Source organism: Acinetobacter calcoaceticus (assembly GCF_900520355.1).
GTDB lineage: Bacteria > Pseudomonadota > Gammaproteobacteria > Pseudomonadales > Moraxellaceae > Acinetobacter > Acinetobacter calcoaceticus_C.
Map to the genome: position 1 here is coordinate 3,677,138 of NZ_LS999521.1, position 12,862 is coordinate 3,689,999.

Genomic DNA, 12,862 nt, shown 5'->3' on the forward strand with positions numbered 1-12,862 from the left:
AATCGGGACGACTGCTAGTTTACCCGAATGTTAAAAATATAAAACCGCACATTGCAACGCTATGCTTGAAAGTGTTTCAATGTTTTAATTCATCATAACTTTCTATAGGCAATCACGGCAGCCATGAAATTTACAACTTATACAACTTTTCCCGAACAGACATCTAATGAATCTTTGTGGATTTTAGTTGATTCAGAACAGCTACAAAGCAACATCAACACATATCAAATCAATAACCTAGAAAGCGTTCTTACTGCTACCCAATTTAAAGGCAACCTTAATGAAACTCTGCCACTATTTGGTCAGATTTCAAATCAGCCTCACAGCCAATTACTTGGCTTAGGAAAAACAGCCGAACTTCAGGCAGTTAAGCTCGCTAAACTTGCTCAAACTATTATCAAATCGACACAAAATAAATTTAAGCATATCGCAATTGATATTGCTGCTTTACCTGTCGAGCACCATTATTTATTTGCTTTAAGCTTAACTCAAGCAGCTTATGGTTATGATGAGTTTAAATCGAAAAAAAATGAATTTGTGTTACAACAGGTTGATTTAATTAGTTCAACGACTAGCCTAGATAAACAACAACTGGCGTTAGTACATGCGGTACAGTCTGGTCAGTCTTACGCGCGTGACCTTGGTAATCGTCCGGGTAATATTTGTTTCCCTGAATATTTGGCAGAACAGGCTCTAGCTTTAGCGGCAGAATTCCCTGACTTACTTAAAGTCACTGTTTTAAATGAGCAGCAAATGGCTGATTTAGGCATGTATGCTTTTCTTGCAGTGAGTAAAGGATCTGAACGTCCGGGTCGCATTGTAACTCTCGAATATCAAGCACAGATTGATCAAGCTCCAGTTGTTCTAGTCGGTAAAGGCGTAACTTTTGATACAGGTGGTATTTCTTTAAAACCAGGCCTTGGCATGGATGAAATGAAATTCGATATGTGCGGTGCAGCCTCTGTACTGGGTACCATTCGTGCACTATGCGAAGCAAAACTTCCTATTCATGTGGTAGGCGCAATTGCAGCAGCAGAAAATATGCCTTCTGGCAAAGCAACCCGTCCAGGCGATATTGTAACCACCATGAGCGGACAAACTGTTGAAATTTTAAATACAGATGCTGAAGGACGTTTGGTCCTGTGTGACACATTGACCTATATCAAACGCTTCAATCCAGCAGTAGTGGTGGATATTGCGACGTTAACAGGTGCGTGTGTAGTTGCTTTGGGCAAAGTACTCAGTGGTTTGTTCTCACCAGATGATGCCTTGGCAGCTGAACTTCAACAAGCGGGTGAGCAGTCTTTTGACCGTGTATGGCGTATGCCAGTGATTGATGATTATCAAGAGTTGCTTGATTCACCATTTGCAGATATTGCGAACATCGGCGGTCCATACGGCGGTGCGATTACGGCTGCATGTTTCCTTGAGCGCTTTACACGTGAGTATCGTTGGGCTCACTTAGATGTAGCAGGAACAGCATGGCTTTCTGGTCCAGCTAAAGGCGCAACTGGTCGTCCAGTACCACTCCTCATGCAATTTTTAGCAAATCGTGTAAATACGAATGGCTAAAGTTAGTTTTTATCTGTTTGAAACCAGTGAAGAACGGCAAGTCGATAGTGCTTGCCGTTTATGCCGAAAAATTTTACAAAAGCATCCTAAAATCTGGTGGTATTGCCCAGATGTGCAGCTACAACAAACTCTTGATGAAAGATTATGGGATTTCGACCCTGTTAGTTTCATTGCGCATGGGGTTGATCAAGCTGATGCTGCTGTATGTATTTCGGCTAAACAACCACTTGAACAAGGCTTGTTAGTATTTAATTTTAACAATCATGCACTTGAACAAGTTGATCATTTTAGCCACATTATAGAAATTGTTGAAAATAATGAAACAGCCAAGCAAATTGGTCGAGAAAAATTTAAAATGTATCGCCGTTTGGGTATAGAACCGCGGACCTTTAAATTATAACGCGCTAAAATGTAAATACTGTTGAACAAAGGAGAAGCATGGTGGCATTAAATGTCGGGCAAGATTTTAAAAAAAGATGGTTAAATGCGCCTGAAGCTGTCCGTCATGCCTATCAACAGGATCTGGCACGTATTTGCGACTTACTAGAACCTCAAACACCTATTCAGCTTTGGGTTTTAAATGACGAAAAAGCGCAGTTAGAATCACAGCAAAAAATTGAACAAGCCTACGCTGACCTCAAAGCAGAGCTCATTGAGCAAGCACGTATTCGTCGTCAGCTTGCTTTAGAAAAAGCACTTGCTGACAAACGTGCATCAGAAGCAGCCTATGCTGCAGAGTTGCAAGCAGATGAAATTCGTAAGTTTAATGAACAAACTGAAACATTACACATATTACGTAGTCATTTAGAGCAAGAAGTTGCGGAGCAAACCGCACGTTATCAAAAGAACCCTGAAACACCAGCAATTAATTATTCATCTGGCGTAAAACTTAGTATTACCGATGATCAAATCTTATCTGAGCTTGAAAGTTTACGTATTCGTTTAGAACTTGAAGCTGAAAGCTTAATTGAACAGTCTGTAACGGCTTTCCGAGCTAAACTACATTCGGCAGCTCAAGAAGAAATTGAATACATTTTGAAAAATTCTAAGTTTTCTGATGAAAAAATAGAAAAGTAAACCTCTAAATCTTGTTCTTGTCATAAAAATGACACGTATATGTCACAGAATAGACATATAGATTATTCTTATAGATCAATTAATTATAAGAATGAAAAGTAGTTATTCAAGATAATTAATGAGGATAAGAGATGGACATTCTGCATCAGATTTCAAAGCAAGTTGAACAGCTAAATCAGGGTGAGCAATGGACGTTTTCAGCACAAGAATTTTATATGAGTCATAACGACTTTAACTCTTTATCTATCTTACTTACACGTGAGTCTAAAACCCGTGATTTTACAATTACTCGCACTCAGCATAACAAGCCATGGGTCGGTACACATTCGGTTACTCTAACCAAGCATTAAATTTTCAAAATAAAAAAACCGGAACATGTGTCCGGTTTTTTTATTTTAACGATCTAGCTTTTATTTTAAAAAGCCATTCTCAGCTAAAAAAGACATACTAATATTTGACTCTGTTTTTTGTTCAGCAGCCTTGTCACCTAGTAATAAACGCTCGATATAACGCGCTAAAACATCGACTTCAAGGTTTACCTTGCTGCCGACTTGCCAAGTTCCAATATTAGTACGCTCTGCTGTATGCGGAATTAAGTTCAAGCTTAAAATATTTCCACGTAAGTGGTTAATCGTTAAACTAATACCATCTACGGTCACAGAACCTTTTTCCGCTAAATATTTAGCAAGTTCTGCGGGTGCCGTAACTTCATAATAGATTGAACGAGCGTCTTCCCGTACTACGGTAATTTCACCCACGCCATCAACGTGACCACTTACAATATGTCCACCAAAGCGTGTTGTCGGTAACATTGCCTTTTCAACATTGACACGTTGCCCAACTTTCCAGTGACCCAAAGTCGTTCGGTTCAAGCTTTCACGAGAAACATCGGCAGCATACCAATTATCACCCCATTCAATCACGGTGAGGCAAATACCATTGGTTGCAATCGAGTCACCCAAATGTACATCTGACATATCCAGATCAGTCTGAATACGTAAACGCACATCTCCACCTACACTTTGCAGGCTTTCAACTTTTCCTAAACTTTCAATAATGCCTGTAAACATGGCTCAATCTCCAAATCTTTTTACACTGCTTAAATTGCAGTGCTTACCAAAGTGCGAGCTGTGTACTATTACCTGAAGTATCTACACCACCTAGCTCGGCGAAGTGGTAAAGCTGGCCTAATAACTGACGTAATGGTGGTCCTGACTTGGCATGAGTATCTGTAATCACAATAAACTCAAGCACGCGTGCACGTTCAGACTGTCGTTGTTTACTCACTCGATAGCGCGGAACATCTTGTGTTAACAAGGTCACTTTGCCGCGCTCCAGATTGGCCATAAGCAAATCTTTCGGCTCGATATTACCATCAGTTGAATAACTGGTCAGAATATAGCGGGCATTGATGGTTGAAAGTAATTTTTCATACGCATCTTTCGCATATTTAGAAGAGTTATATGGGCTTGGACGCTCTTTACGCCAAGCTCTGTCAATTCCACTCTTATAACCTTTAGTATCTGGTGAAGGTAAATCGGCCTGATCCCATAAAGTTAATGCATTCAAAACATGGTAATTACTACTATATGCATGTTGGTTATATGGTGGATCAAGATAAGCAACATCTACTTCAAAACCACTCATTTGATTTGCTAGATGCTGTGAATCTACACACCACATTTCAGCAGCAGGACGTTTACGATCACCAATCTCGCAAAAACGACTCGGTGTTAACCAAAGTAATGACTCAATTCGCTCTAATGCAGTTTGAGTACGCCCGCCCCACCCTTGATGGAAGCTTTTAAATACACCACTGGTGTTACTGACAAAACTGGCTGAATAGAGCAAAGGCGCGAGCAATGCACTCATCTCTACATCATTAATTGCGCCTTGAGATTGCCATGTTGCAATCTGCTGGCGAATCGCATCAATACGCATACCATTACGGCGTTTAAAGAACAAACGGTCACGAGCTGGATCATAAATATCATCATTACGTGGGCAAAGGTTATGTGTTACCCAACCTTTAACTTCAGGTAAGCGATTTAAATAATCGATTGCCTTTTGATACCCGCCTAGCTCTTTAAAAGCAGGTGCATCAATACAAGCTAAAATCGCATGATTTAACGCATGGCTATAAGGTTCCCAGTCATTCGCAATCACACGGTAACCATTTTGACGTGCCAAACGAGACACGACACCACTGCCGGCAAAGAAATCGGCAAAAATCGGAGGATTCTTTTTCTTGCTATTCAGTGTCCCTGTAATTTCAAGGGCTTCTAAAATTAGATGGAGCAATCGGCGCTTGTTACCCAAGTACGGTACAAGCTGATGGAAAAGATATTCGTCTGTCGTACGGGCTGCATGACGACGTTTGTGATAAACCGAAGGCTCTGGATTCATACTTTCTCTTGCGTAGGGATTAACCTTAAGCGTATATCTTGATCAAGTTGTGTCACATCAAGAAGTGTAAAACGGAGTTGCTGTGCCATATATTCAAATTCTGCATTGAACATGGCTCTTGCACTTTTCCCCAATAATGTCGGGGCAATATAACTGATCAACTCATCTACCAAACCTTCTTGTAAAAAGGCAGTAGATAAGGTTGCACCGGCTTCTACCAATACATCATAAATTTGATATTGCTTAGATAGGGTCTGTAACAGCACTTTTAAAGGCTGAATTTCTAATTGTATCACGCCTAAATCGGCAAGTTCTTGACGATATGGCCCCATCACCATCACAGTTTCAGGGTTTTCTAAAATTTTAGCAGCGAACGGCAAACGACCTTGGCGGTCTAAAATAATCCGTTTTGGCTGTGCAATTGTCTCAATATCAACACTGTCCAGAGTTCGTACATTAAGCTGACAATCATCTGCAATCACAGTTTCAATCCCTGTAATCACTGCTCCTGAAATGGCACGCCAATGCTGTACATCTTGACGCGCAACTACACCAGTAATCCATTTCGATTCACCAGATGCCATTGCCGTACGCCCATCTAGACTTGAAGCTACTTTTAAGCGTACATAAGGCATGCCCGTAGACATCGCCTTTAAAAAACCTTGGTTTAATTTTTCTGCCAAATCTTCACAAATGCCAACTTCTACTTCAATTCCGGCATTTTTCAGAATTTGAACACCCTTACCCGCAACCAGTGGGTTTGGATCTGGGCAAGCAACAACTACTTTTTTAACTTGAGCTTTAACCAGTGCTTCAGCACAAGGAGGAGTTCGCCCATAATGTGCACATGGCTCAAGCGTCACATACGCTGTTGCACCTTGAGCCTGTTCAGCGGCCTGACGCAAGGCAAAAACTTCGGCGTGTGGTTGACCTGCTTTAGGATGAAAGCCCTCGCCTATTAACTGATTATCTTTGACAATAACACAACCCACATTTGGATTAGGCTTAGTCGAATATAGACCTCGTTTGGCAAGTTCAATAGCTTGCTGCATCCAATAGTGATCTTTTTTCAACTCAGACATAAAAATCTCAAATAGTTATTGTTCACGTTGCTGCATTTGCTCAATTTGACGGCGAAAAGCTTCAACATCCTGAAAATCTTGATAAACAGAAGCAAATCGGACGTAAGCGACATGGTCGAGTGCAAATAGAGATTGCATGACGACTTCACCAATTGTTCTAGACTTCACGTCACGCTCGCCTAAACGGCGAATCTGCAATTGAATATCACTTAAAACAGTTTCTATCTGTTCTTGGGTGACCGGACGTTTTTGCAAAGCATGCATTAACGAACGGCGTAGCTTGGCCTCATCGAAAGGTTCATTTTTTCCATTCGATTTGATCACACGGGGCATCACCACTTCATAGCTTTCAAAAGTGGTAAAACGTTCACCGCAACTTACACACTCACGACGTCGACGAATCTGACAGCCTTCGGCGGCTAAACGTGAATCAATGACTTTACTATCTGCGGCGTTGCAAAATGGACAATGCATAGCGGACTTATAGGGTCGATTACTTTGACCTAGTGTAGCAAAATTTCTACACTTACAGAACCAGCATTCTATAGGGCAAAAAAAACAGTCCGAAGACTGTTTTTAACATGAATGATATTAAGGATTATTCAATACGTTCGCCATGTTGGCTTAAATCCAGACCCATGCGTTCATCATCAGCGTTAACACGGATACCAATCACAAGATCAATCACTTTAAGAATTACAAAAGTCGCTACACCACTGTAAATCATGGTTGCCAATACGCCTTCAACTTGTACCCATAATTGTTTAGTGAATGTTGCTGCTAAGGGAACGTTCGCTGCTTTGATAATTTCATCACTGTAAAATACGCCAGTTAAAATCGCACCGACAATACCGCCTACAGCATGTAAACCAAACGCATCCAAAGCATCATCGGCTTTAAGTAAGCGTTTAAGTGCGGTAATACCCCAGAAGCACACGACACCACCGATAAGGCCCATGACTAAAGCACCGCCTACACCGACGAAACCTGCTGCTGGCGTAATCACAACCAAACCAGCGACAGCACCAGAAGCACCACCTAATACAGATGCTTTACCACGAATCATACGTTCAACAACTAACCATGATAATGCAGCAGCAGCGGCAGCAACTTGAGTCACTAAAATTGCCATACTTGCACGAGCACCAGCACCTAAAGCACTACCACCGTTAAAGCCAAACCAACCTACCCAAAGTAAGCTTGCACCGACAACGGTTAGAGTCAAATTATGCGGAGCCATAGATTCACGGCCAAGGCCAATACGCTTTCCAAGCATGTAAGCAGCAACTAAACCAGCTACACCTGAGTTGATATGTACAACTGTACCGCCAGCAAAATCTAAGGCGCCTGCTTTAAATAACCAGCCATCTGCCGCCCAAACCCAGTGAGTAATTGGTGCATAAACAACGAGTACCCAAACTGCAATGAAGATCATGAAAGCTGAGTACTTCATGCGGTCTGCAATAGAACCACTTAGAATTGCAACTGTAATAATGGCAAAGGTCATTTGGAAAATAACAAAAAGACTTTCAGGAATTGTGCCACTCAATGCATCAAACGCGACTCCGTTTAGCATTGCTTTAGACAAATCACCAAAAAATGCACCTGTGCCAGAGAACGCGATTGAATACCCAGCAATGACCCACAGCAAACTTACTAAAATCGCAGCGGAAAGGCTGAACATCATAGTACTTAATACATTTTTTTTACGTACCATACCGCCGTAGAATAGTGCCAACCCAGGAATGGTCATTAATAGAACCAATGCGGTTGAAACTAAAATCCAAGAGGTATCACCCGTATCAAGAGTAGGTGTCGGTGCTGGAGCTGCTGGAGTTTCAGCAACTGGTGCTTCTGCAGTAGTTGCAGTAGCTTGAGATGTTGATGTAGCCGCAACTTCCGATGTAGGCGTTGTTACAGCATCTTCTGCCCAAACGGCAGTACCACCCAAAAGAGCGCCTGATAGACTTAGCGCCATAAGCATTTTTTTCATTCGTGTCCCCCAACCTCATTTGCGAGTTATTTTCTACTCAGCAAGCTTTGTGCCAATTAGACAGCATCTGGTCCAGTTTCACCCGTACGGATACGGATTACTTGTTCCAAGTTAGTCACAAAAATCTTACCATCGCCGATTTTTCCAGTGCTTGCCACACGTGTAATTGATTCAATCACCGCATCGACCATTTCATCACTAATCGCAATTTCGATTTTTACTTTAGGTAAGAAATCAACCACGTACTCCGCACCACGGTAGAGTTCTGTATGTCCTTTTTGACGACCAAAACCTTTAACTTCAGTTACGGTAATCCCTTGTACACCAATGTCAGAGAGTGCTTCACGCACATCATCTAATTTAAACGGTTTTACAATTGCAGTTACAAGCTTCATGTTTGTTTCCTTCGGCTTCTTTTCACCAGTAAGGTTTTATGTTCAATTTTCATGCCAATATTTCAAAGGTTGAGGGAAATGAACCTATTGCATGAACTTTCTTTATAACCTATTTAGTGATCAAGATGTAGATGAGCTATTAAAAATAAAATGAATTTTCAGTATAGTTATATGCTGATTTAATGTTCTATTTGTACTAAAAGAATTGAAACCTATATCCCACGTTCAAGCAGTGGTAAACTGTAAACCATAAGGTAATACAACACTTTGGATATTTTATGCTAGAAACTTTATTACAGGCCATTCTGGAAAAAATTGATGAGCCTAAAAAAGATTTGGAAAAAAATTTACGTGCATTATTAAATGAAGCAGTCGAGAAGTTAGACCTTGTTTCCAGACAAGAGATTGACCGTCAAAAGACCGCACTTCACTCAGCTAACCAACGTTTAGCAGAGCTACAAAAACAAGTGGAACTATTAGAAGAAACTTTAAAGAACAAAAAATAAGCACCAATGTAGCGCACTTATACTTTACAACGATTAAAAATGAAGCACCATAATGGAACAACAAGATGTCTTTTTCTAAAATTTATACACGGGGACTTTTGGGTTTACATGCACCTCTCATTGAAGTAGAGGTACATGTGAGTCAAGGCTTACCTTCTCTTACCATTGTAGGCCTAGCCGAAGCGGCAGTAAGAGAAAGTAAAGATCGAGTTCGCTCAGCAATTATTAACAGTGGATTTCAATTTCCGACTAAACGACTGACCATTAATCTTGCACCAGCAGATTTGCCCAAAGATGGTTCACGTCTAGATTTACCAATTGCTTTAGGTATTTTAATTGCCTCTGGTCAGCTCCCAGAAAACTGTGCCGAAGATTTTGAATTTATTGGAGAGTTAGCACTTGATGGTCATGTAAGGCCAGTGTCAGGTACTTTAACTTTGGCAATGGCGTGTCAACAAGCCAAGCATAAAATGCTTTTTCCGTTTGATAATAGTCAGGATATTAGTCATTTACCTGACTTTAAATGTTATCCAGTGAGCCATTTAAAAGAAGTCTGTGAACATTTTCTGGGCACAAAATCTCTATCTTCGATTGAACCTTCAACTACATCAAATCAAATGCCTTATAAATTTGACCTTGCAGATGTAAAAGGTCAGCTACGCCCACGCCGCGCACTCGAAATTGCTGCTGCTGGGGGGCACTCCTTACTTTTTAAAGGACCACCCGGCACCGGTAAAACTTTACTCGCCTCAAGGCTCCCTTCAATTTTGCCGCCTCTTTCTAATCAAGAAACACTTGAAGTTGCAAGCATTTACTCTATTTCAAATACATCTCATACGTTTGGTCAACGGCCATTTCGAGCGCCCCATCATACAGCATCCGCTATTGCACTCGTTGGGGGCGGTTCTCATCCTAAACCGGGTGAAATTACATTATCGCATTTAGGCGTGCTCTTTTTAGATGAACTTCCTGAGTTTGATAGAAAAGTACTAGAAGTTTTACGTCAGCCGCTTGAGTCCAAAGAAATCATTATTTCACGAGCAGCTCGGCAAATTACTTACCCAGCTAACTTCCAACTGATTGCAGCGATGAACCCCTGCCCATGTGGTTATGCATTTAACCAAGATAGTCGTTGTCAGTGTTCACCTGAGAGTATTAAGCGCTATCAAAACCGTATATCGGGACCTTTACTTGACCGTATCGATTTACATATTGATGTGCCACCATTAAAGGCCCAAGAGCTACAAGATCCAACGCCTGTTGAAAATTCGAGCAGTGTTCGACAACGTGTGATTTATGCCTATGAACAACAGATTCAAAGACAAAATTGTTTAAATCAAGCGCTTTCGCCGAAACAGCTAGAACAACATGCTGTACTTGATAGTACTTCTCAACGAATGATTGAAATGGCTCAGCAACGTTTAAATTTATCGGCTCGTGCTTATCATCGTGTTTTACGCGTTGCTCGTACCATTGCCGATTTAGCTCAAAGTGAAGTGATTCAAAGTTCTCACCTTACAGAAGCATTATCCTATCGAGGAAATAGTTAACAAATGAAAAAACAGCGGATCGTGAGTCCGCTGTTTTTAATATTTATATGAGTTGTTAATTAAAGAATTTATTACTGCCTATATAAGAAGGCAAAGAGGACGCTATGAAAATTTTGGCTATCTCCGGCAGTGCAAGAGAGGCATCTACAAATACAGCGCTATTACGAGCAATGAAAGATATAGCACCGTCCAGTATTGAATTTTCAGTTTTCGATCAAATTAATACTTTGCCTATCTTTTCTCCGGATGATGAGGGAGAAAAAACGCCTGCTGTAGTAGAAGAATTTATCAAATCTGTTTCTGCCTCAGATGGCATTATCATCTCAAGTCCTGAATATATCCGTTGTATTCCAGGCGGTCTTAAAAATGCAATTGACTGGATGGTTTCCCGCACCGAAATCATAGACAAGCCTATCGTTCTAGTTCATGCATCTAGCCGCGGTGACGATATGCTGGTTTCTTTAAGAAGAGTACTATCGACCGTTAGCAGCAATTTTTTTGAAGATTTATTTTTACGGATCTCTGTTCTTAGCAAATCTCCTGAACAAATTATTGAGATGCTGCAAACTGACCAATATAAATCACAAATTACACCTTTTCTGCTTAGCTTTGTCTCAGAGATTCAGAAGTATCAAGATCAATTAGAGTAAGCTGATCACCGTGTTTACGAGTAGCACGGACCATTGTCGATTTGGCTCAAAGTGATGTAATTCAAAGCTCTCATCTTACAACAGCGCTATCTTATCAGAGATAATCAGCCCTAAGATTAGAACAAAGGATTATGAGTCCGCTGTTCTTTTATTAAGAATCTCACTTAACTTCTTGATTAGATAAGTGATTTCTTGCTCGGACAAAGCTGCAAAGCCAAAGCGAATACAACGATTAGAAGAATCATCCTGTCTAAACTTATACTCTGTATCCATGTTGAGCTTTTCTAATTTTAAGGCTTGCTCTTTAGTAAAAGATTTCTGGAATTTCACCCATAAAGCCATTCCACCTGCTGGAGGTTGAATCTGGATATCACCTGAAAAAACTCTGCTAAATTCAGTTAAAGCATGGTCACGGCGTAACTGATATATTTTTTTCATTTTACGAATATGTCGTTTGATTTCACCGCGCTGCATTAAATCTGCTAAAGCAAGTTCTGTAATGTTATTACCTTGTCGATCAATCAATAAAATATCTTCGGTAATGGATTGAATGACTGATGCAGATGCCACGATGTATCCCAAGCGAATACCGGGTGCAAAGACCTTAGATAATGAGCCAACATGAATGACTAGCTCAGAATGAGGCAACATGAATGACTAGCTCAGAATGAGGCAAACTCGCTAAGGGTGGCATAGGCCGACTGTCATAGTGGAATTCGTGGTCATAGTCGTCTTCAATAACATAAAAACCCCATTTTTTTGAAAGTTCTAAGAGCTGAAGACGGCGACTCATTGGCATCGTGACTGTTGTGGGATATTGATGATGTGGGGTTGTATAAATCGCAGCAACTGAGTGTTCTTGTAAAATCCTTTCAAGATCTTCAATGACAATACCTTGTTCATCTAATTTGACAGAAACGACCTGCAACCCATTTGACTGAAACGCTTTAAAAGCAGAGGGATAATACAGCTCTTCAACTATAATCACTCCCTGTCGATTGGGTAATGCACGAGAAGCAAGAAAAATTCCCATCTGGCTGCCGCGTACAATACAAATTTCATTTTCGGCAACACTCATAAAACGTTCCATCGACAACATTTTTTGCAAGGCTTGTCTTAACTCAATCATACCTTGGGGGTTTCCATAACCCATGTACTGGTTTTGGGTAATTTTAATCAACGCATGCCGATAGGCTCTTGAAAATAACTCATACGGAATAAGCCTTGGGTCAGGTACACCATCGTTGTGTGGATATAAAGTAGCTTCTTGAATAGTTGGCTTATCATCAACTTTTCGCTCATTTACGGGCTCTATTTTGAGCTGCTTTTCTGGCAAAATATCTGCCACAAATGTGCCTTTTCGAGGACGAGTCACAAGCCAGCCTTGCGCCTCTAATTCTTCATAGACTGCTTGTACTGTTTTTCTATTAATTCCCAATTCTTTTGACAAGCTACGAGACCCGGGCAACATAGTCCCTTGCACCAAGCGACCACTTAAAATCTCCTGACTAATCAAGTTGGTCAGTTTTAAAAAAACTGTTTTTTCTTCTCTTTCATCGATACGGAAATGTATTTGCCAAGGTCTTAGCATATTCGCCCCATCTGGACCATATAATTTGTAAAAACTGGAT

The 12,862-nt window shown here is 40.8% G+C and carries 13 protein-coding genes and 2 pseudogenes; 8 read left to right on the top strand and 7 right to left on the bottom strand.

The genetic code is table 11. The annotated features are described in order from the left end of the window. Positions 1-123 precede the first annotated feature (123 nt). The 4 genes from AC2117_RS17595 (at position 124) to AC2117_RS17610 (ending at position 2,999) form a co-directional block, all read left to right on the top strand. Positions 124-1,572, top strand: a complete 1,449-nt coding sequence (locus tag AC2117_RS17595; protein ID WP_133975783.1) for a leucyl aminopeptidase — start codon at positions 124-126, stop codon at positions 1,570-1,572. Further along, positions 1,565-1,972 (top strand): DNA polymerase III subunit chi, encoded by a 408-nt coding sequence (locus AC2117_RS17600; protein WP_042894304.1) that lies wholly within the window; start codon positions 1,565-1,567, stop codon positions 1,970-1,972. The genes AC2117_RS17595 and AC2117_RS17600 overlap by 8 nt, the downstream gene beginning before the upstream one ends. Positions 1,973-2,010: 38 nt before the next feature. Then, positions 2,011-2,649 carry a hypothetical protein gene (locus AC2117_RS17605; RefSeq protein ID WP_133975784.1) on the top strand — a complete coding sequence of 213 codons (639 nt, stop codon included), beginning with the start codon at positions 2,011-2,013 and terminating at the stop codon, positions 2,647-2,649. A gap of 131 nt (positions 2,650-2,780) precedes the next feature. After that, entirely contained in the window at positions 2,781-2,999 is a 219-nt protein-coding gene (locus AC2117_RS17610; protein WP_133975786.1) for a hypothetical protein, read from the top strand. 60 nt (positions 3,000-3,059) lie between these two features. On the opposite strand, the gene AC2117_RS17615 is transcribed toward AC2117_RS17610, so the two are convergent. From AC2117_RS17615 to glnK, 6 genes are all read right to left on the bottom strand, one after another. Then, on the bottom strand, positions 3,060-3,719 hold the full coding sequence (locus AC2117_RS17615; protein ID WP_042894301.1) for a riboflavin synthase: 660 nt from the start codon (positions 3,717-3,719) through the stop codon (positions 3,060-3,062). A 43-nt stretch (positions 3,720-3,762) separates the two neighbouring features. After that, positions 3,763-5,055, bottom strand: a complete 1,293-nt coding sequence (locus tag AC2117_RS17620; RefSeq protein ID WP_075431217.1) for a DNA adenine methylase — start codon at positions 5,053-5,055, stop codon at positions 3,763-3,765. Next, complete coding sequence (gene ribD, locus AC2117_RS17625; RefSeq protein WP_133975788.1) at positions 5,052-6,137, bottom strand: bifunctional diaminohydroxyphosphoribosylaminopyrimidine deaminase/5-amino-6-(5-phosphoribosylamino)uracil reductase RibD; 1,086 nt, start codon at positions 6,135-6,137, stop codon at positions 5,052-5,054. Before ribD ends, AC2117_RS17620 begins: the two co-directional genes overlap by 4 nt. A gap of 15 nt (positions 6,138-6,152) precedes the next feature. Continuing rightward, positions 6,153-6,611, bottom strand: coding sequence for a transcriptional regulator NrdR (gene nrdR, locus AC2117_RS17630; RefSeq protein ID WP_003654416.1), 459 nt, complete (start codon positions 6,609-6,611; stop codon positions 6,153-6,155). A 124-nt stretch (positions 6,612-6,735) separates the two neighbouring features. Then, positions 6,736-8,130 carry an ammonium transporter gene (locus tag AC2117_RS17635; protein ID WP_133975790.1) on the bottom strand — a complete coding sequence of 465 codons (1,395 nt, stop codon included), beginning with the start codon at positions 8,128-8,130 and terminating at the stop codon, positions 6,736-6,738. Positions 8,131-8,186: 56 nt separating this feature from the next. After that, complete coding sequence (gene glnK / locus AC2117_RS17640) at positions 8,187-8,525, bottom strand: P-II family nitrogen regulator (protein WP_000780326.1); 339 nt, start codon at positions 8,523-8,525, stop codon at positions 8,187-8,189. A 278-nt stretch (positions 8,526-8,803) separates the two neighbouring features. Between glnK and AC2117_RS17645 the strand changes: the two genes are divergently transcribed. The 4 genes and pseudogenes from AC2117_RS17645 to AC2117_RS17660 form a co-directional block, all read left to right on the top strand. Then, a complete protein-coding gene (locus tag AC2117_RS17645; RefSeq protein WP_133975792.1) occupies positions 8,804-9,031 on the top strand; it encodes an accessory factor UbiK family protein in 228 nt (75 codons plus the stop codon). 65 nt (positions 9,032-9,096) lie between these two features. After that, positions 9,097-10,581 carry a YifB family Mg chelatase-like AAA ATPase gene (locus tag AC2117_RS17650; RefSeq protein WP_133975794.1) on the top strand — a complete coding sequence of 495 codons (1,485 nt, stop codon included), beginning with the start codon at positions 9,097-9,099 and terminating at the stop codon, positions 10,579-10,581. Positions 10,582-10,685: 104 nt separating this feature from the next. Next, positions 10,686-11,231, top strand: a complete 546-nt coding sequence (locus AC2117_RS17655; RefSeq protein ID WP_133975796.1) for an NADPH-dependent FMN reductase — start codon at positions 10,686-10,688, stop codon at positions 11,229-11,231. A gap of 14 nt (positions 11,232-11,245) precedes the next feature. Then, positions 11,246-11,335, top strand: a pseudogene (locus AC2117_RS17660) (ATP-binding protein); the annotation flags it as partial. A gap of 25 nt (positions 11,336-11,360) precedes the next feature. Here AC2117_RS17660 and AC2117_RS17665 read toward each other — a convergent pair. Further along, a pseudogene (locus AC2117_RS17665) lies at positions 11,361-12,822 on the bottom strand (PLP-dependent aminotransferase family protein). Positions 12,823-12,862: the final 40 nt, after the last annotated feature.